Raw genomic sequence first — 18,467 nt, forward strand, 5'->3', positions numbered from 1 at the left:
GCTGATGACTTTGGATCACGCCGCACTCGTCAACCGCTATCTCGATACCGTCGCCGCCGGCGTCGCGGAGGATGTTGCCGCGCTCTATGCCGAGGACGCCACCCTGGAAGATCCGGTCGGTGGCGGAGAAGTGCATATCGGACGTCAGGCGATCGGCGGGTTCTACAAGAACCTGGCCGCGGGCAAGGTCAGCACCGAACTTCTCGAACTGCGGCCCGGCGGGCACGAAGCCGCCTTCGTCTTCGCCATCACCGTGGAGGCGGGGGACGCCAAGATGGTGATCACACCTATCGAGGTGATGACGTTCAACAGTGACGGTCAGATCACCTCAATGAAGGCGTACTGGTCGCCGGCCGACATCCAGATGCTCTAGCGCGATCGGGCGCCTAGAACACCGCGAACCACATCGCGATGTAGTGACAGGTGGCGGCGACGGCCGTGCACGCGTGGAAGAACTCGTGATGGCCGAACGTACGAGGCCACGGGTTGGGCCATTTGAGGGCGTAGAACACGCCCCCGACGCTGTACAGCGCGCCGCCGACGGCCAGTAACACCAAAGCGGCGACGCCCGCGCCTTCCATGATCGGCACCGCGAACCACACCGCGAGCCAGCCCAGGATCAGATACAGCGGCACCCCGACCCAGCGCGGCGCCGACGGCCAGAACATCTTGAGTATCACTCCGGCGGCCGCACCGCCCCAGACAATCCAAAACAGCTGCATACCGCTGTGCTGGGGCAGTGCCAGCAGGGCGAACGGCGTGTAACTGCCCGCGATGAACACGAAGATCATCGAATGGTCGAGACGCTTCATCCACTTGCGCGCGGTGGCGGACTTCCACGTCACCCGGTGGTAGGTGGCGCTGACGCTGAACATGGCCACGATCGTCGCGGTGTAGAGCAGGGTGGCCAGGCCCGCGCGGGTGGAGTCGCCCGCCCAGGACACCGACACCAGAGCCGCACCCGCGATGGCGGCGACCACGGCCGAGTACAGGTGGATCCAGCCGCGTGCGCGCGGTCGACCCAGGATTTCCGCGACGCCGTCGACGATGGCGTCGGGCAGGTCCTCGGCATGCTCCGCGCGCTGAGTCTGCTCAGCGTGTGTGTTCAGGGGAGAAGTCACAACACCTCCATTGCCCATCGGCCGCACCGTTTTCTGGGGTGTCCTGACGACCACAGTAGTCTTGATTTTCGTGGAGCTCATTCCCCCGCGTCTGAAGGATCCGGTCTACCGGATCTACGAAATGCGGTTACGCCACGAGCTGTTGCGATCCAAGTCACAACTGCCGCGTCATATCGCTGTTTTATGTGATGGAAATCGCCGTTGGGCGCGCGACGCGGGTTACGACGACGTCAGCTACGGCTACCTGATGGGCGCCGCCAAGATCGCCGAAATGCTGCGCTGGTGCCAGGAAGCCGGCATCGAGATGACCACCGTCTACCTGCTGTCCACCGAGAACCTGCAACGCGATCCCGACGAACTGGCCGCTCTGATCGAGATCATCACCAACGTGGTGGAAGAGATCTGCGCGCCGGCCAATCAGTGGAGTGTGCGCACCGTCGGTGATCTGGAACTGCTCGGTGAGGAACCGGCGAGGCGGCTGCGTGAGGCGGTCGACAGCACGGTGCCCAACGGCGGCTTCCACGTCAACGTCGCGGTCGGCTACGGCGGTCGGCAAGAGATCGTCGACGCCGTCCGTGCGCTGCTGTCCAAAGAAATGGCCAACGGCGCCACGCCCGATCAGCTGGTGGAAGCGGTCACCGTGGACGCGATCTCGGAGAACCTCTACACCTCGGGACAACCCGATCCGGATCTGGTCATCCGTACCTCAGGTGAGCAGCGGCTGTCCGGATTTCTGCTGTGGCAGAGCGCGTATTCGGAGATGTGGTTCACCGAGGCGCACTGGCCGGCATTCCGCCGCGTCGACTTCCTACGGGCGCTGCGCGACTACAGCCTGCGGCACCGTCGCTTCGGCGGATAACACACATGCCACACTGAGTGCATGGCTGCGCTCTCAGCTGTGGTGTTCGCGCTGAGCTGGTGGCTGGGTCTGTACCTGCTGGCCCGCGACCCGCGTAAACCCGTGCTGGCACTCGCCGCGGTTGGTCTTGGCAGTTTTGCGGCCGTCGTCGCGTTGGATGCGGTGCGGCTGACCACGACTGCACACGCCGACCTGTTGGGCAGTATCGAGATCTATCTGGTGGCGGTGCCAGGGGTGGCCTGGTTCGCGGTGCTGATCGAGCTGGCCCGCCCCTGTGAGCATTGGCGCAGCCGGGCCGGCGAACTGGTGGCGATTGCGGCGGTGGCTGCGCTCACCGGGGTGGGCGCGACGATGGCCGGTGGCGTCGACGGCCCCCTGCGTGCCGGGCACTGGCTGATGTTCGCGGTCATCTCGTTGTCGTCGCTCGGCGCGATGGTCAGGGCCGTCCTCACGGCGCCGTCGCGGCAGGGCCGGCCCGGTTCGGTGACCGGCGTCGTCGTCGTCGCGACGCTGTTCTTTGCGCTCGGGAACGCGATCCTGGTCATTCCGCTCGGCCTGGTACCCAGCTGGCTCGCGTTGGCGTCGACCGGTTTCGACGTGCTGCTGCTCGGTGTGGCCGTCGCGGTGTGGGACGCGTTCGACGAAGGACAGGTGCTGCGCGCCGATATGCGGCGCTCCTTCGTCGGCACGGCCCTGGTGGCGCTGCTGTTCGGTACACAGGCACTGATCGGGATGGCCCTCATCCCGGCCGGGAATGGCCGGACAGTGCTGACCGCGCTGCTCTTCTCCAGCTTGGCCGTCGCCATCGGGATCAACGTGCTGGCCGACCCGCTGGCCGGGGTGCTGGACCGGCTGGCGTTCTCTCGGTCGCCCACGCTGCGCGCCGATCGGGCTGCGCTGCGCACCACCGAGGCCGCGCTACCGCTGCGCTCGAGCGACCCACTTGAGGACATCGACGATGACACCTTCGTCCGGCTGACCCGCCGCGCGCTCGGTCATTACGGCGATCTGTCCAAACTCGTCGCCAGCCCGCTGACGGCGCTACCCGCGATCGATGAGCGCCTGGCGGCCCGCGGTGCGCCGGATCAGCCGATCGAACGGGCCAATGAACTCAAGGCGCTGTTGGCCGATCGGATCGCCCGTCTCAAACCGCGCGACGGCGGCAACTTCGGCACCACCGAGGAATGGCGGCACTACAACGCGCTGTACTTCCCGTACGTCGTCGGCGTGCGGGCCTATGCGCAGAATGCCACCGCCGCCGGCCTCGACCCGACAGCCAGACAGGCCTGGCAGTGGTTCGTCACCGAGGTGCCGCAGCGGTCGCTGCACAACTGGCAGAACGCGGCCGCCCGATTGATCGCCGCCGATTTACGGGGTGGCCGGATGGTGGCCGGCCACACGCGCTGACCTGCGGTTGGCAGCACTTGGCAGTAGTCGGTATCGAACTGGCAGCGCCCGCTGAGGAGAGTCTGGAGGTGTCAGAGCCGACGACTCGCCAAGGAGTTCAGATGACCGCTACGTCCACCCGCTCACTGTCCCAATCAACCGACTCCCTGTTGCGATTTGCGCTGCGCCTCGACGCGACCCTGAGCGGGCTGTGCGGCGTGGCGATTGCTGCCGCCGCGGATCCGTTGTCGTCTCTGACCGGCCTGACGCCGACCGCTGAGTACATCATCGGTGCCGCGTTCGTGGTGTACGGCCTGGTGGTGTTCGCGCTGGCGGCCCTGCCCGATCTGCGCCGCGTCGGTGTCGGGGTGATGCTGGCCAATGCTGTCGGCACGATCGGGGTGGTCGCGGTGGTCCTGGCCGAGGTGGCTCCGCTGACCCGCGCCGGGGAGATCATCGCGCTGGCGACCGGCGTCTACACCGCGGTATTCGCCGCGCTGCAGTACATCGGAGTGCGCAGGCTGCGTTAGCCACTTCGTCCCGACCGTGCGGGTCCGTCTACCGGCAGAGGTACCGGTGGGCGGCCCGCACTCTGCTGCCTACAGCTTGCGCAGCCGCAGCCGGTTGATCGAATGGTCGGAATCCTTGCGCAGCACCAGAGTGGCGCGCGGCCGGGTCGGCAGAATGTTCTCGATCAGGTTCGGCAGGTTGATCGACTGCCAGATATCGCGCGCCGCGAAGATGGCCTGCTCATCGGTCAGCGTCGAATAGTGGTGGAAATGCGATGCGGGATCGGCGAAGGCACCGGCCCGCATCGACAGGAACCGCGAGATGTACCAGCCCTCGATGTCCTCGATCCGGGCGTCGACATAGACCGAGAAGTCGAAGAGGTCCGACACCATCAGCGTCGGGCCGGTCTGTAAGACGTTGAGACCCTCCAGGATGAGGATGTCGGGGTGGCGCACCGGATGTTTCTCGCCCGGAATGATGTCGTATTGCAGATGCGAGTACACCGGGGCGCACACCTGATCGGCGCCGGATTTCACTGTGGTGACGAATCGCATCAGCGAGCGGCGGTCATAGCTCTCTGGAAAACCCTTGCGGTGCATGATGTTTCGGCGGGCCAGCTCGGCATTGGGATACAGGAAGCCGTCGGTGGTGACCAGGTCGACCCTGGGGTGGTGTTCCCAGCGGGCCAGCAGTGCCTGCAGTACGCGCGCCGTCGTGGACTTTCCGACCGCGACACTGCCTGCCACCCCGATGACGAATGGCACCGGCCGGTCCGGATTCTGATGCGGTTCGCCGAGGAATTCCGCCGTCGTGGCGAACAGGCGCTGACGCGCTGCGACCTGCAGGTGGATCAGCCGCGCCAACGGCAGATAGACCTCTTCGACTTCGAGTAGATCGATCTGCTCACCGAGACCGCGCAGCCCGATCAGCTCATCCTCGGACAGCTTCAGCGGTGTCGACATACGCAAGCTTCGCCATTGCGTACGGTCGAACTCCACGTAGGGGCTCGGCTCGCTCAGCCGTGACATGTGTCAAGTGTTGCAGTACCCGCAGGCGGGGCGACGGCTGGGGCGCGAGTGGCGCGTGGCCGCTGCCCACGATTGACCATTAACCTGGGCAGGCATGGAGCCAGCCACCTTGATCCGTGAGTATCTGCTGCTCGGCCTCCGCTTCGACCGGGTCGAGGAGGGCTACGTCGACTCCTTCACCGGTGACCCGGCGCTGCGCCGCGCGGTGGCCGACGAAACCCCTCCGGACCCGGCCGACCTGGCCCGGCAGGCCGGTCGGCTGCTCCAGGCGTTACCGCAGGTCCCGACAAACGGCGAATTCACCGCCGCGCGCGCCGATTACGTCGGCGCCCATCTGCGCGCGCTGGCCTGCGCAGGCCGCAAGTTCGCCGGCGAACCGGTCGGTTTCGTCGACGAAGTGCGGGACTACTTCGACGTCGAGATCACCAAAGGTGATCCCGACAATTACCGCGACGCGCACCGCAAACTCGACGAGGCCCTTGGCGGTTCCGGCCCGCTGGCCGACCGGATCCAGGCCCACCGCAGCGCGGAGGAGATCCCGCCGGAACGTCTCGGCGAGGCCATCGACGCGTTCTCCAGCGTTCTGCGGGACCGAGTTCGCGCCGAATTTCCGCTGCCCGAACGCGAGACCATCACCTACGAGATCGTCACCGATAAACCGTGGTCGGGGTTCAACTACTACGAAGGGGACTACCGCTCGACGGTCGCGGTCAACGCCGATCTCAAACAGCAGATGTCGAACCTGCCCCGCCTGGTCGCCCATGAGTCCTACCCAGGCCATCACACCGAGCACTGCCGCAAAGAGGCCGGCCTCGTCGAGCGGCAGGGCCAACTCGAGCAGACCATCTTCCTGGTCAACACGCCCCAGTGTCTGATGGCCGAGGGCCTGGCCGACCTCGCGCTGCACGCCGCAATCGGCCCGGGCTGGGGAGCCTGGGCCGCGGAGATTTACGCCGACCTCGGGTTGCGGTTCGACGGTGAGCGCGCCGAGGCCTTGACGGGCGCTGGGCTACTACTCGCTGACGTCCGCCAAGACGCCGCGTTGATGCTGCACGACGAACACCGTGACGTCGACGACGTCGTCGCGTTTTTAGAGCGCTGGCTGCTGGTGGACGCAAGCCGGGCCCGGCAGATGCTGCGATTCCTGTCCTCGCCGCTGTGGCGGGCTTACACCAGTACCTATGTCGAGGGTTATCGCCTGCTGCGGGGATGGCTCGATGCGCGGCCTGCCGAAGTCAGCTTGACCGAGCGGTTCGGCCGACTGCTCGACGAACCGCTGATCCCGTCATCGCTGCGCACAGCCTGAGTCGTTCCTGCGCTCATCGCGGTTTAGGCTGGTGTCATGACCGCTGACTCAGTCACCACGCCGTCCGCCGCGCCCGGCGCCGAGTACGCCGCCACCGCGAGCGAGGCCTACCGCGCGGCACTGGACGTCATCGAATCCGTCGAGCCGCGGATCGCCGCCGCGACGCGCAAAGAGCTTGCCGATCAACGGGATTCGCTGAAGCTGATCGCCAGCGAGAACTACGCATCCCCCGCGGTCCTGCTGACCATGGGCACCTGGCTATCCGATAAGTACGCCGAAGGCACCATCGGACACCGCTTCTACGCCGCCTGCCAGAACGTCGACACCGTCGAATCCGTGGCCGCCGAGCACGCCCGTGAGCTGTTCGGTTCGCCGTATGCCTACGTGCAGCCCCACTCGGGCATTGACGCCAACCTGGTCGCGTTCTGGGCGATCCTGGCCACCCGGGTCGAGGCACCCGGCCTGGCCGAGCTGGGCGCGAAGCATGTCAACGATCTGTCCGAGGCCGACTGGGAGTCTTTGCGCGCCAAGCTCGGCAATCAGCGGCTGCTCGGTATGTCGCTGGACACCGGCGGCCACCTCACGCACGGCTTCCGGCCCAATATCTCGGGCAAGATGTTCCATCAGCGCAGCTACGGCACCGACCCGCAGACCGGGCTGATCGACTACTCCGCCGTCGCCGCCGCCGCCCGCGAGTTCAAGCCGCTGATCCTGGTCGCCGGCTACTCCGCCTACCCGCGGCGGGTGAACTTCGCCAAGATGCGCGAAATCGCCGACGAGGTCGGCGCCACCCTGCTGGTCGATATGGCGCACTTCGCCGGGCTGGTCGCGGGCAAGGTGTTCACCGGTGACGAGGATCCGGTGCCGCACGCTCACGTCACCACGACGACGACGCACAAGTCGCTGCGCGGTCCCCGCGGCGGCATGGTCCTGGCCACCAAGGAGTACTCCGACGCGGTGGACAAGGGCTGCCCGATGGTGCTCGGCGGTCCGCTGTCACACGTGATGGCCGCCAAGGCGGTCGCGCTGGCCGAGGCTCGCCAGCCGTCGTTCCAGGCCTACGCCCAGCGGGTCGCCGATAACGCCAAGGCGCTGGCCGAGGGCTTCCTGTCGCGTGGCGGGCGCCTGGTCACCGGCGGTACCGACAACCACATCGTGCTGCTGGACGTGACGTCCTTCGGGCTGACCGGCAGGCAGGCGGAGTCGGCACTGCTCGACGCGGGCGTCGTCACCAACCGCAACTCGATTCCCAATGACCCCAACGGTGCCTGGTACTCCAGCGGGATCCGGTTCGGCACGCCTGCGCTGACCACTCGTGGTTTTGGTCCCGCCGAATTCGACCGAGTCGCCGAGCTGGTCGTCGACGTGCTGAGCAATACCCAGCCGACGCAGGCCTCGGCGGGACTGTCCAAGGCGAAGTACACGATCGCCGATGGCACCGCCGCTCGGGTGCATGCTGCCGCCGCGGAGATGCTCACCGCCAACCCGCTGTACCCGGGCCTGACGCTGTAACCCGCCCGGCACCCGTAAGTCCGCCGGCTAAGGACTTTAGTCACCGATTGTTCCGACACAACGCGCCCGATTTCAAAGAACATGTGTCTTCGGGTTACAGTTAGTTCATGGCTGAGACTCCAGTTGCTAATCGGCTGACGCTCGACCTCGAGCCCGTTGTCGCCGAGAACTACCAGCGTCACATCGACTCCGCTGAGGACTGGTTCGCTCACGACTTCGTGCCCTTTGACCAGGGGCGCAACTTCGCGTTCCTCGGCGGCGAGGACTGGAAGCCGTCGGAGGTAACGCTGCCGGTGCCCGTCGTCGACGCGCTGGAGATCCTGCTGATCACCAAGGACAATCTCGCCGCGTACCACCGCGAGCTGGTCGAACACTTCATCCTGGACTGGAAGTGGGGCCGATGGATCGGCCGGTGGACCGCCGAGGAGCACATCCACGCCGTGGTGTTGCGTAACTACCTGGTCGTCACCCGCAATTTCGATCCGAGCGCCAACGAGGACGTCCGCGTCGAGCACGTGGTGAACGGTTACCGCGCGGATCAGCTGAGCCAGATCGAGACACTGGTGTTCATGGCGCTGTGGGAGCGGGCGCACGGCGTGTTCTGCCGCAATCTTGCCGCGCAGATCGAGGACCCCACGCTCAAGTCGCTGGTCGAACGGATCGCCAACGACGAGGAGCGCCACGAACTGTTCTTCACCAACATGGTGCGGCACTGCCTGGAGCTCGACGAAGCGGAGACGGTGCGTGCGCTGGCCGCCCAGGCCGTCACGCTCAAGCCTGTCGGCGCGGATATCGCCGCCTACGCAGACAAGCGCGCCGTCGTCGCCGATGCCGGAATCTTCGGGTCTGACCAGCTGCGACAGGTGATCTCCGACGAGATCGTCGCGCTCGGTCTGGCCGAGCGCGCGGAACTGCGGGAGTTCGTCAACTCCTGACCCGGCGCGCCTGACCGGCGGGATCGCGCGGACGGGACTATCTTCAAAATCGATGGCAAGCGACATGCTCAGCTGTCCGGGCGGCACCCGACGTAGCGATACGAAAAGGGCCGGCCCCGGTCCGAGTGCCGCAGCGCCCGCCGACACGCCTCCGCGGGGCCGCTGGAGGTTGAGGAGCGCCACGTGACTGATTCGCCGTCGGTTTCACAGGACATCCGCCGCACCTATGTGCTCGACACATCGGTACTGCTGTCCGATCCGTGGGCATGCAACCGCTTCGCTGAACACGAAGTCGTTGTCCCACTGGTGGTTATCAGTGAACTCGAAGCCAAACGACACCACCACGAACTCGGGTGGTTCGCGCGGCAGGCGCTGCGTATGTTCGACGATCTCCGATTGGAACACGGCCGACTGGATCAACCGATTCCTATTGGAAGCCAAGGCGGTACGCTCCAGATCGAGCTCAACCACAGCGATCCGACGGTGCTGCCGTTGGGCTTCCGCGGTGACAGCAACGACTCCAGGATCCTGACCTGCGCGGCCAACCTCGCCAAAGAGGGCAAGCGAGTCACATTGGTCAGTAAGGACATTCCGCTTCGGGTCAAGGCGGGTGCGGTGGGCCTGCCCGCCGACGAATACCACGCCCAGGACGTCGTCACCTCCGGCTGGACCGGGATGACAGAAGTCGACGTCGCCGCCGATGAGATCGACACTCTGTTCGCCGAGGGTGAAGTCGACCTCGAATCGGCCCGGGATCTGCCGTGCCACACCGGAGTTCGACTCCTTGGCGGCAGCTCGCATGCGCTCGGGCGGGTCAACGCCGAGAAGCGGGTACAGCTGGTTCGTGGTGATCGCGAAGTGTTCGGCCTCCGGGGAAGGTCCGCCGAACAACGCGTCGCACTCGATCTGCTGCTCGACGAATCGGTGGGCATCGTCTCCCTCGGCGGCAAGGCTGGTACCGGCAAGTCCGCACTGGCGTTGTGCGCAGGTCTGGAAGCGGTGCTGGAGCGGCGCACACAGCGCAAGGTCGTGGTGTTCCGCCCGCTCTATGCCGTCGGCGGCCAGGAACTCGGCTACCTGCCCGGTAGCGAGGCCGACAAGATGGGCCCGTGGGCGCAGGCGGTGTTCGACACCCTCGAAGGCCTGGCCAGTCCCGCGGTACTCGAAGAAGTGCTCTCGCGCGGCATGCTCGAGGTGCTCCCACTGACCCATATCCGTGGCAGGTCGTTGCACGATTCGTTCGTGATCGTCGACGAGGCGCAGTCACTGGAACGCAACGTGCTGCTGACGGTGCTGTCGCGCTTGGGCGCAGGCTCGCGGGTGGTGCTCACCCACGACGTCGCCCAGCGCGACAACCTACGGGTCGGACGCCATGACGGTGTGGCGGCCGTCATCGAAAAGCTCAAGGGGCATCCCCTCTTCGCGCACATCACCCTGCTGCGCTCAGAGCGGTCCCCGATTGCCGCGCTGGTCACCGAGATGCTCGAAGAGTTCAGCCCGGGCGCGCTGCCCTGATCGCCGGTGTCCTGACGGTCGCGCTGGGCGCGACCGTCAGGAACGCTCGGTAAGCTGCCATGGTGCGAAGACGTCCCGATAGCCCGTCCTGGGCGTACTGGCGCACCGCAATCGGTGTCTGCGCCGGCGTCGCTGTCGTCGTCATCGGTGGGTTTACCGGCCACGTCAAGGTGGCCAAAGCTGATGAGGTCGACTGTGCGGTGGTCAAATGCATCGCGCTGACCTTCGATGACGGGCCGAGCCCGTACACCGACCGGCTGTTGAAAGTCCTGCAGGACAACGACGCCAAGGCGACGTTCTTCGAGATCGGCAACAAGGTGGCCGCCAACCCGGCGGGTGCCAAGCGGGTGGTCGACGCGGGCATGGAATTGGGCAGCCACACTTGGGAACACCCGAATATGACCACGATCCCGCCCGAGGACATTCCGGCGCAGTTCAGCAAGGCCAGCGATGCCATCGAGGCGGCGACCGGCCAGCGGCCTGTCCTGGTGCGCACCGCCGGCGGGCTGATCAACGACCAGGTGCTGGCCGAGGCGAAGGCGCAGGGCCTGGCCGATATCAATTGGGACGTCATCCCTTTCGATTGGGCCAACGACGCCAACACCGCCGCGACCCGCTACATGCTGATGAGCCAGATCAAGCCTGGTGCTGTCGTCCTCTTTCATGACACCTATTCGTCCACCGTCGACCTGGTCGAACAGTTCATCCCCGTCCTCAAAGCCAATGGCTACCACCTGGTGACCGTCACCCAGATGCTCGGACCGCGGGCACCGGGCAGCACCTACGGCAGCCGTGACAACGGCCCACCCGTCAACGGCCTGATCGATATCCCCGCGGCGGAGATCCCGACGCTGCCCGCGACGCCGTCGCCTGCGCCGATGCCGAACTTCCCGATCACCGATATTCCCGACCAGAATTCCGGCGGACCCAACAACGGCGCGTAGCGCCGGTCGGCGCGCGTTGCCGGGCGCCGGTGGGGTCGGGTCGATAGGTTAGCTCCGATGATCACCGATAGCGCGTTTGTACTCACGATTCTCGTGTTGTGCTACGCGGTGGTCTCCGGACTGGTGCACCGCTGGTACATCGCTCCGGCCCTGATCTTTATGGCCGCCGGAATCGTGTTGGGACCGTTCGGTTTCGGCATTGTCGACAGTGGTCCCGACACCCACGGCTTCACGGTGCTCTCCCAGCTGGCGCTGACGGTGATCCTGTTCAACCAGGCCGCCGAGCTCGATCTACCCGCTCTGGTTCGCCGGGGGCACCTGACGTTCCGGCTGCTCGTCGTCGGGATACCGCTGTCGCTGGTCCTCGGAACCGTCACCGCGCTGCTGGTGCTGCCGGTGATGCCGCTGTGGGAGGCCGTCTGCCTGGCCGCGATCGTCGCGCCGACCGAAGTGGCGTTGATCGACGCCCTGCTCGGTGACCGGCGGATTCCGGAGTCGGTGCGCCACGCCCTGTCCGCTGAGAGTGGGTGCTATGACGGCTTCGCGCTGGCTGCCATGCTCGCAGCGTTGGCCCTGGCCTCGGATCGGGCCGACCCCGATCGGAGTCGATGGGCCCTGTTCCTGTTCCGTACCGAGGTGCTGTCGCTGGGCGTGGGTCTGGCGCTGGGACTGGCCGGCGGCTGGGTGATCGCCCATTCCCGCGCCCGCGGCTGGATGAACGACATCTGGGCGCAGCTCGCCACCGTGGCGGTGGCACTGGTCTGTTTCGAACTGGCCGAGCGACTGCACGGGAGCGGTTTCGTGGCAGCCTTCGCCGGCGGAGTGGCCTTCGCCGTGGTCAACCGGCGTAAGCAGGTGTTGTTGCAGACCCAGTTCTCCGATGCCACCGGGCAGCTGCTGGAGCTGATCGTGTTCGCGCTGTTCGGGGGTTACGCGGTGGTCGTGGGCTGGCGTGACGCCAGTTGGCGGGTCATCCTCTTCGGGGTGTTGGCCGTTGTCGTGGTGCGTTTGATCGCGGTGTCCGTCGCGCTGCTCGGCAGCGATCTGCGCGCCAGGAGTCGGCTGTTCATCGGGTGGTTCGGCCCGCGCGGCATCGGCACCCTGGTGTTGGGCCTGTTGTTGATCGGACGTGGCGAGATCTCGCAGGCTGACCTGATCACCCAGGCGGTGGCCGTCACCGTCACGCTCAGCCTCGTCCTGCACAGCCTGACCGCGCCGCTCGGAATCCGCATGGTTGCCCGCGACCGGCTGGCCACTACCGGTCCGTAGGCCGCCTCGGTGGACTATCTTCAGGCGTTATGAAGGTCAGGACTTTGGCGGCGGCTCTGCTCACGACGACAGCGGGCGCACTCGCGAGTGTGACGTTGGCCCCGACGGCGCAGGCCGATCAACTCGGCTATCTGATCAATGTCACCGTCCGGCCGGTGTATCACTTCGCCAATGCCGACGCGGCGCTGGGCTATGGCTACAGCATGTGCGACCGGTTGGCCGCGGGCGAGGGCTACCCACAGTTGGCGCAGTCGATCAGAAACGATTTCAACACCAACGACGAGTTCTCGGTGTCGTATCTGCTGAGCCAGTCGACCCAGGAACTGTGCCCCGCCCAGATCTGGCAGCTACGCCAGACCGCGGGCGGCTACCGCGCCCCGGCTTAGACCTCTGCGATTTGGGCGCGCAAACCCGCGGTGAGCGCGGCTTAGCGCGCCGAGAGCACGCGACGGATCTCGGCAATCACGCGCTCAGGCTGCTCGGTCAAGTCAAACCAGGTGAACCGCAACACTTGCCACCCCAGCAGTGCGATCTGGTTCTGTCGGGCACGGTCTTCGCGAAATTTGACGGGGTCGCTGTGGAAGGCCCATCCGTCGATTTCGACGACGAGCATGTCGTCTGGAAATGCGACGTCAACTGTGTATCTGCCGATGGGGTAGTTGGCTATCCAGCCGGTGATGCCCGCGGACTTCAGCAGCTGGATCAGCAGCCGCTCAGCGTGTGACCGTGCGCCGTCGGCAGCACCTTGCAAGAGGATTCGCGCGGCCGGCGACCCATGACGCCCTTTGTTCCGCAGATGCGCCTGCCACAATTCGCGAAGGTCGGCGTCGCCCTGTAGAGCGGTGTCCATGATGGCTGCACTGCCGCCGCCTCGTCGCACTGCCGCTTCGATCGCGGTGAGCGCCAACGACGTGACTCGAAGACCTCGCTGCGTGACGACATCGGCTGCGGGCAGGTTTCGACGCCGGACCCGCGACCCCGGGTGACTGCGGCCGTGGCCGGGCCGGGGCACTGTCACTTCGACCAGGCCGGGGACGATGGCTGAGATGCCAAGCCACCACGCTGCGGCCAGACCGCTGGCGGCCGCGTTGGTGCCATAACCCCAGACCGTGGCGCGCACTCGGGCTGCTGGCGTGAACGCCCGGTCGTCGACGAAGTACACACCTTGAGCGCAGCGGCGCCACTGGCCGGACCGAACCTTGCGATCTACGCAGTCCTGGCTCAGCCCAGACCGTCGTGCCTGGGCTGCAGTGATGACTCCGTCATGTCGGCGGAGGTAGTCGTCCAACACACAAGTTGGACTCCATCAAGCCATAAACGGTTCCAACAACTGTGATTTGGGCGCGCAAACCCGCGGTGACCCTCTTTGCCAGGCTGGTTGTGAGTCAGTTGCAGCCAGTGTGAAGAGGTTGGGTTATGTCGATCAGTCCGGGGTTCACCCCCACCGAGATTCGTGAGCTTGTCGTGGACTACCAGCTGTTGGGTCGTGGGCAGAAGGGGCCGTTCCTTGCTGCTGTGGGGGTGTCGAACCGCCAGTTCCGGCGGTGGCAGTCGGCGTTGTTCGACGGTGACCTCGACCGGGGACTGATTCCGCGAGAAGGTGGAGCCATGACAGTTCCCCCAGCGAAACGCAGGGCGTTGGCCAAGGCGGAGGCGGACAAGCACGATCGCGACGAGATCGAACTGGTCCGGCTGCAGGCACGGGTGCGCGAGCTCGAGGTGACCAACGAGGCGTTGGGAAAAGCTATCGGGCTCTTGCACGAGATGAACGTGCACGAGCCCGACGTGACCCCGACGATCCACGATCTCGGTGCTTCCTCGACGCCGAGAACGGACTCGTCGCCGAGCTGACCGCGGCGATCGGATCGCAGCGCCGGGCGCTGGCGATGATCGATCTGTCACGTTCGACGTGGCATTACCGATCGCATCCGCGCACCCCGGTGCCCGACCCGTTGCCGCACCGGGACCGGGCCTACCCGTCGCGTATCGGTGAGGCCGACCGCACCGCGATCCGCGACGAGATCATCGCCGGCTGGCTCGCGGGCACCTCGGTGGACCAGGCGTTCGCCTCGACCTGGGATGCCGGCACGATGCTGGCCTCGCGGCGGTCGTGGTGGCGCATCGCCGCAGCCATCACCGATCAAAGTGTGCGGCCGATCGCACCGACCCGGGCGACGAACCAGACGCCGCGGGTCGCGCCGGTGCTCAAAGCAACGGGACCGCAACAGATCTGGAGTTGGGACATCACCGATCTACGCACCCCGTGGCGCGGGGTGGCGTTCAAGGCGTACTCGGTCATCGACATCTACTCCCGCAAGATCGTGGGCTGGCGGGTCGAGGAACGCGAGTGCGACGACCTCGCCGTGGACATGTTCGAGACCGCGTTCACCGACCACGGACTGCCCACGGTGGTGCACGCCGATTCCGGACCCGCGATGCGCTCGACACTCCTCAAGGACCTGCTGGCCGATCAGGGCGTCGGCCAGACGCACAACCGGCCGCGGGTCAGCAATGACAATCCGTTCTCCGAATCGGAATTCCGCACGATGAAATACCGGCCCAACTACCCGGGCGTCTTCGACGACCTCGAAACCGCCCGGCAGTGGGTGGACGCCTATGTGTCCTGGTACAACCAGCATCACCGCCACACTGGCATCGCACTGTTCACTCCCGACGAGGTCCACAACGGCACCTGGACGCGGCACTGGAATTGCCGCGACCACGCCCTACAGGCCTACTACGACGCCCACCCAGAACGATTCCGCAACCGCCCATCCACAACACAGCCCAGCCCCATCGTCGGCATCAACCTCCCCGCCGAAAACAATCCCGACCGACTCCACGCAGCTTGACAACGCCCGTGAGCGCGGCTTTGCGCGCCCAAATCACACGCAACTACTCGCCGTCGCGGACCTTGGCCATCGCCAGCACGTCGAGGCGCTTGTCGAGCTCGGCCTCCGAGAGCTTGTCGCCGATCAGGCCGCGGTCGATGACCGTCTGCCGGATGGTCTTGCGCTCCTTGAGGGCTTCTTTGGCGACCTTGGCGGCCTCCTCGTAGCCGATCGCCGAGTTCAGCGGTGTGACAATCGACGGTGATGACTCGGCCAGCTCACGCAGATGCGCCTCGTGGGCGACCAGCCCGTCGATGCACTTGGTGGCGAACAGCCGCGACACGTTGGCCAGCAGCGTGAACGACTCCAGGACGTTGCGCGCCATCATCGGGATGTAGACGTTGAGCTCGAAAGCTCCCGATAGCCCACCGACGGTGACGGCCGCATCGTTGCCGATGACCTGCGCAGCCACCTGCGTGACAGCCTCGGGCAGCACGGGATTGACCTTGCCCGGCATGATCGAGCTACCCGGCTGCAGGTCGGGCAGCGCGAGCTCACCGAGACCGGTCAGCGGGCCCGAGCCCATCCAGCGGACGTCGTTGGCGATCTTGGTCAGCGACACCGCGATCGTCTTCAGTGCGCCGGACGCCTCGACCAGCCCGTCGCGCGCGGCCTGAGCCTCGAAAGAGTCTTTCGCCGTTTGCAATTCGGCCAGTCCGGTATCGCTGACGAGCACCTCGACGACCTTCGCGCCGAAACCGTCCGGTGCGTTGAGGCCGGTACCGACCGCGGTACCGCCGATCGCCAGCTCACCGAGGCGGGGCAGGGTGGCCTTCACTCGTTCGATGCCGGCCTCGATCTGACGGGCGTAGCCGCCGAACTCCTGGCCCAGTGTCACCGGGACGGCGTCCATCAGGTGCGTGCGGCCCGACTTGACCACCGTGCGCCACTGCTTGGCCTTGACCGCCAGTGACTCATGCAGCACCTCAAGGGCTGGAATCAGTTGGCGCACAGCAGCTTCGGTGGCCGCGATATGGGTGGCGGTGGGGAAGGTGTCGTTCGAGCTCTGTGACATGTTCACATGGTCGTTGGGGTGCACGGTCACGCCGTTGCTCTCGGCTATCGACGCGATCACCTCATTGGCGTTCATATTCGAGCTGGTGCCTGAGCCGGTCTGGAACACGTCGATGGGGAATTGATCGTCGTGCAAACCGTCGGCGATCTCACCGGCCGCGGCGATGATGGCGTCGGCCTTCTCCGCGTCGAGCAGCCCCAAGTCCTTGTTCACCTGGGCGCAGGCGGCTTTCAGCAGACCGAGCGCCCGGATCTGTGTGCGCTCGAGACCGCGGAACGAGATCGGGAAGTTCTCCACCGCACGCTGGGTCTGGGCCCGCCACAGTGCCGCGACGGGCACCTTGACCTCGCCCATGGTGTCGTGCTCGATGCGGTATTCGACTTCATTGTCGGGCATGTGCTCCCTTTAGCTCGGTTACGGAAGTGGATGTGCTGCAGTCAGATCCCCGGTGAAATCCACCGCGGAGTATTCGTTGAGTTTCGACAACCGGTGATAGGCCTCGATCATCCGGACCGTTCCGGACTTGGATCGCATCACGATCGACTGGGTGGTGCAGCCGCCACCGAAGTAGCGGACGCCTTGGAGCAGGTCACCGTCGGTGACACCGGTGGCAGAGAAGAAGACGTTCTCCCCCGAGACGAGGTCCTCGGTGAACAGCACCTTGTCCAGGTCGTGGCCGGCGTCGATGGCCTTCTGCTTCTCGGCGTCGTCGGTGGGTGCCAGCACCGCCTGGATCGCGCCGCCCATACAGCGGATCGCGGCCGCGGTGATGATGCCTTCGGGGGTGCCGCCGATACCGGCCAGCATGTCGGTGCCCGAGCCGGGGCGGCAGGCCGCGATCGCGCCCGCGACGTCACCGTCGGAGATCAGCCGGATCCGCGCGCCCGCGTCGCGCACATCGTCCATCAGCTGGTTGTGCCGCGGGCGGTCCAGCACGCACACCGTGATGTCGGCGACGGAGGATTTACGGACCTTGGCCACCCGGCGGATGTTCTCGCCGATCGGTGCGGTGATGTCGATGACATCGACGGCGTCGGGGCCTACCGCGATCTTGTTCATGTAGAACACCGCCGACGGATCGAACATCGCCCCGCGCTCAGCCACGGCCAGCACCGAAATCGCATTCGGCATGCCCTTGCTCATCAGGGTGGTGCCGTCGACCGGATCGACGGCGAAATCGCAGTCAGGCCCGTCGCCGTTGCCGACCTCTTCGCCGTTGTAGAGCATCGGCGCGTTGTCTTTCTCGCCCTCGCCGATCACCACCACACCGCGCATCGACACCGAGTTGACCAGTTCGCGCATGGCGTCTACGGCGGCTCCGTCGCCACCCTCCTTGTCGCCACGGCCGACCCACCGGCCGGCCGCCATGGCGCCCGCCTCGGTGACCCGGACCAGTTCGAGAGCGAGGTTACGGTCTGGGGCTTCCCGGCGACGGGGAGTTGCTTCGGTCATGCGGGTGATTCTCCCAGAAAGGGGTTACGTCTAGTGAGCTGGGATACTGCAGATGTGAGTACCCAGCCGCAGCCCGCCCCTCCGCCCGCGAAGTCGCGGTTGTTGCAGGACGGTCGCGACATGTTCTGGTCGATGGCGCCGCTGGTCGTGGTGTGTATTGCGCTGGCAGGACTGGTGGGGATGTGCTCCTTCGCCCCTACCGGGCCGAAGTCCGGGAAGGTCCCCACCTACGACGTGGTGGGCGCCTTGACCTCCGATGCCGAAACGCTGGGCTTCCCCATCCGGATGCCGACGCTGCCGCAGGGGTGGCAATCCAATTCAGGGCGGCGTGCCGGCCTCGATGCGGGTCGCACCGATCCCAAGACCGGGAAAGCCGAGCGGGCACTGGTGTCGACTGTCGGGTACCTGACTCCGACCGGGATGTACGTCAGCCTCACCCAGAGCAACGCAGACGAAGACAAGCTGGTGGGGTCGATCAACGCGGGGATGTATCCGACGGGCGCCCAGGATGTGGCCGGGACGAAATGGATCGTCTACGACGGTGCCAATGCCGACGGCGACGACGCCGAGCCGGTGTGGACGACGCGACTGAGCAGTCCAGGCGGATCGACCCAGATCGCCATCACCGGAGCCGGATCGCCGGAGGAGTTCCGTACGCTGGCGACGGCGACCCAATCGCAGTCGCCGTTACCGACAAAACGCTGAGCCCACCAAACGCTGACAG

19 protein-coding genes are annotated in these 18,467 nt (G+C 66.0%); 14 read left to right on the forward strand and 5 right to left on the reverse strand.

Annotation, left to right across the window (positions count from 1 at the left end; all coding sequences use genetic code 11):
• The first annotated feature begins 4 nt into the window (after window positions 1-4).
• Window positions 5-373, forward strand: coding sequence for a nuclear transport factor 2 family protein (locus tag ADBZ9O_RS09770; protein WP_526530657.1), 369 nt, complete (start codon window positions 5-7; stop codon window positions 371-373).
• Window positions 374-386: 13 nt separating this feature from the next.
• On the opposite strand, the gene trhA is transcribed toward ADBZ9O_RS09770, so the two are convergent.
• A complete protein-coding gene (gene trhA / locus ADBZ9O_RS09775; protein WP_526530659.1) occupies window positions 387-1,121 on the reverse strand; it encodes a PAQR family membrane homeostasis protein TrhA in 735 nt (244 codons plus the stop codon).
• A 70-nt stretch (window positions 1,122-1,191) separates the two neighbouring features.
• On the opposite strand from trhA, the gene ADBZ9O_RS09780 reads away from it, so the two are divergent.
• The 3 genes from ADBZ9O_RS09780 to ADBZ9O_RS09790 all read left to right on the forward strand — a co-directional run bounded on the left by ADBZ9O_RS09780 (window position 1,192) and on the right by ADBZ9O_RS09790 (window position 3,896).
• On the forward strand, window positions 1,192-1,980 hold the full coding sequence (locus ADBZ9O_RS09780) for a (2Z,6E)-farnesyl diphosphate synthase (RefSeq protein WP_526530661.1): 789 nt from the start codon (window positions 1,192-1,194) through the stop codon (window positions 1,978-1,980).
• A 21-nt stretch (window positions 1,981-2,001) separates the two neighbouring features.
• Window positions 2,002-3,387 (forward strand): hypothetical protein, encoded by a 1,386-nt coding sequence (locus tag ADBZ9O_RS09785; protein WP_526530663.1) that lies wholly within the window; start codon window positions 2,002-2,004, stop codon window positions 3,385-3,387.
• A 101-nt stretch (window positions 3,388-3,488) separates the two neighbouring features.
• Window positions 3,489-3,896, forward strand: coding sequence for a hypothetical protein (locus tag ADBZ9O_RS09790; protein WP_526530665.1), 408 nt, complete (start codon window positions 3,489-3,491; stop codon window positions 3,894-3,896).
• 69 nt (window positions 3,897-3,965) lie between these two features.
• Here the strand turns inward: ADBZ9O_RS09790 and coaA are convergent, their stop codons facing one another.
• The gene (coaA, locus tag ADBZ9O_RS09795; RefSeq protein ID WP_526530667.1) at window positions 3,966-4,904 is read right to left on the reverse strand and encodes a type I pantothenate kinase; all 939 of its coding nucleotides are present in this window, start codon (window positions 4,902-4,904) and stop codon (window positions 3,966-3,968) included.
• A 94-nt stretch (window positions 4,905-4,998) separates the two neighbouring features.
• On the opposite strand from coaA, the gene ADBZ9O_RS09800 reads away from it, so the two are divergent.
• From ADBZ9O_RS09800 to ADBZ9O_RS09830, 7 genes are all read left to right on the forward strand, one after another.
• Complete coding sequence (locus tag ADBZ9O_RS09800; RefSeq protein ID WP_526530669.1) at window positions 4,999-6,210, forward strand: DUF885 domain-containing protein; 1,212 nt, start codon at window positions 4,999-5,001, stop codon at window positions 6,208-6,210.
• Between the two features lie 36 nt (window positions 6,211-6,246).
• Window positions 6,247-7,722 carry a glycine hydroxymethyltransferase gene (locus tag ADBZ9O_RS09805; RefSeq protein WP_526530671.1) on the forward strand — a complete coding sequence of 492 codons (1,476 nt, stop codon included), beginning with the start codon at window positions 6,247-6,249 and terminating at the stop codon, window positions 7,720-7,722.
• 107 nt (window positions 7,723-7,829) lie between these two features.
• Window positions 7,830-8,657 carry an acyl-ACP desaturase gene (locus ADBZ9O_RS09810; RefSeq protein ID WP_526530673.1) on the forward strand — a complete coding sequence of 276 codons (828 nt, stop codon included), beginning with the start codon at window positions 7,830-7,832 and terminating at the stop codon, window positions 8,655-8,657.
• Between the two features lie 213 nt (window positions 8,658-8,870).
• Window positions 8,871-10,172 (forward strand): RNA 5'-3' helicase PhoH2, encoded by a 1,302-nt coding sequence (phoH2, locus tag ADBZ9O_RS09815; protein ID WP_526533009.1) that lies wholly within the window; start codon window positions 8,871-8,873, stop codon window positions 10,170-10,172.
• Window positions 10,173-10,234: 62 nt separating this feature from the next.
• Window positions 10,235-11,116 carry a polysaccharide deacetylase family protein gene (locus ADBZ9O_RS09820; protein WP_526533011.1) on the forward strand — a complete coding sequence of 294 codons (882 nt, stop codon included), beginning with the start codon at window positions 10,235-10,237 and terminating at the stop codon, window positions 11,114-11,116.
• A gap of 57 nt (window positions 11,117-11,173) precedes the next feature.
• Window positions 11,174-12,385: a cation:proton antiporter gene (locus tag ADBZ9O_RS09825; RefSeq protein ID WP_526530675.1), complete on the forward strand. Its 1,212-nt coding sequence runs from the start codon at window positions 11,174-11,176 to the stop codon at window positions 12,383-12,385.
• A 29-nt stretch (window positions 12,386-12,414) separates the two neighbouring features.
• Window positions 12,415-12,771: a DUF732 domain-containing protein gene (locus ADBZ9O_RS09830; protein ID WP_526530677.1), complete on the forward strand. Its 357-nt coding sequence runs from the start codon at window positions 12,415-12,417 to the stop codon at window positions 12,769-12,771.
• A 41-nt stretch (window positions 12,772-12,812) separates the two neighbouring features.
• Here ADBZ9O_RS09830 and ADBZ9O_RS09835 read toward each other — a convergent pair whose 3' ends face one another.
• Window positions 12,813-13,676, reverse strand: coding sequence for an endonuclease domain-containing protein (locus tag ADBZ9O_RS09835; protein WP_526530679.1), 864 nt, complete (start codon window positions 13,674-13,676; stop codon window positions 12,813-12,815).
• A gap of 125 nt (window positions 13,677-13,801) precedes the next feature.
• On the opposite strand from ADBZ9O_RS09835, the gene ADBZ9O_RS09840 reads away from it, so the two are divergent.
• Both ADBZ9O_RS09840 and ADBZ9O_RS09845 read left to right on the forward strand, forming a co-directional pair.
• A complete protein-coding gene (locus ADBZ9O_RS09840) occupies window positions 13,802-14,236 on the forward strand; it encodes a hypothetical protein (protein ID WP_526528211.1) in 435 nt (144 codons plus the stop codon).
• A 35-nt stretch (window positions 14,237-14,271) separates the two neighbouring features.
• The gene (locus tag ADBZ9O_RS09845; protein ID WP_526524875.1) at window positions 14,272-15,237 is read left to right on the forward strand and encodes a DDE-type integrase/transposase/recombinase; all 966 of its coding nucleotides are present in this window, start codon (window positions 14,272-14,274) and stop codon (window positions 15,235-15,237) included.
• A 43-nt stretch (window positions 15,238-15,280) separates the two neighbouring features.
• Here ADBZ9O_RS09845 and ADBZ9O_RS09850 read toward each other — a convergent pair whose 3' ends face one another.
• Together ADBZ9O_RS09850 and glpX are read right to left on the reverse strand one after the other, a co-directional pair.
• Entirely contained in the window at window positions 15,281-16,687 is a 1,407-nt protein-coding gene (locus ADBZ9O_RS09850) for a class II fumarate hydratase (protein ID WP_526530681.1), read from the reverse strand.
• Window positions 16,688-16,705: 18 nt separating this feature from the next.
• A complete protein-coding gene (glpX, locus tag ADBZ9O_RS09855; RefSeq protein ID WP_526530683.1) occupies window positions 16,706-17,743 on the reverse strand; it encodes a class II fructose-bisphosphatase in 1,038 nt (345 codons plus the stop codon).
• 54 nt (window positions 17,744-17,797) lie between these two features.
• On the opposite strand from glpX, the gene ADBZ9O_RS09860 reads away from it, so the two are divergent.
• Entirely contained in the window at window positions 17,798-18,448 is a 651-nt protein-coding gene (locus tag ADBZ9O_RS09860) for a DUF4245 family protein (protein WP_526530685.1), read from the forward strand.
• Window positions 18,449-18,467 lie beyond the last annotated feature (19 nt).

The sequence above is a fragment of the Mycobacterium sp. genome (genome assembly GCF_965229105.1).
Taxonomy (GTDB): Bacteria; Actinomycetota; Actinomycetes; order Mycobacteriales; family Mycobacteriaceae; genus Mycobacterium.

Coding starts and splice junctions, on each gene's coding strand:
- ADBZ9O_RS09830 (WP_526530677.1), top strand. CDS start 12,415: ATGAAGGTCAGGACTTTGGCGGCGGCTCTGCTCACGACGACAGCGGGC.
- ADBZ9O_RS09800 (WP_526530669.1), top strand. CDS start 4,999: ATGGAGCCAGCCACCTTGATCCGTGAGTATCTGCTGCTCGGCCTCCGC.
- ADBZ9O_RS09810 (WP_526530673.1), top strand. CDS start 7,830: ATGGCTGAGACTCCAGTTGCTAATCGGCTGACGCTCGACCTCGAGCCC.
- ADBZ9O_RS09790 (WP_526530665.1), top strand. CDS start 3,489: ATGACCGCTACGTCCACCCGCTCACTGTCCCAATCAACCGACTCCCTG.
- ADBZ9O_RS09770 (WP_526530657.1), top strand. CDS start 5: ATGACTTTGGATCACGCCGCACTCGTCAACCGCTATCTCGATACCGTC.
- coaA (WP_526530667.1), bottom strand. CDS start 4,904: ATGTCACGGCTGAGCGAGCCGAGCCCCTACGTGGAGTTCGACCGTACG.
- ADBZ9O_RS09845 (WP_526524875.1), top strand. CDS start 14,272: ATGATCGATCTGTCACGTTCGACGTGGCATTACCGATCGCATCCGCGC.
- ADBZ9O_RS09840 (WP_526528211.1), top strand. CDS start 13,802: ATGTCGATCAGTCCGGGGTTCACCCCCACCGAGATTCGTGAGCTTGTC.
- glpX (WP_526530683.1), bottom strand. CDS start 17,743: ATGACCGAAGCAACTCCCCGTCGCCGGGAAGCCCCAGACCGTAACCTC.
- ADBZ9O_RS09785 (WP_526530663.1), top strand. CDS start 2,002: ATGGCTGCGCTCTCAGCTGTGGTGTTCGCGCTGAGCTGGTGGCTGGGT.
- ADBZ9O_RS09825 (WP_526530675.1), top strand. CDS start 11,174: ATGATCACCGATAGCGCGTTTGTACTCACGATTCTCGTGTTGTGCTAC.
- ADBZ9O_RS09850 (WP_526530681.1), bottom strand. CDS start 16,687: ATGCCCGACAATGAAGTCGAATACCGCATCGAGCACGACACCATGGGC.
- ADBZ9O_RS09805 (WP_526530671.1), top strand. CDS start 6,247: ATGACCGCTGACTCAGTCACCACGCCGTCCGCCGCGCCCGGCGCCGAG.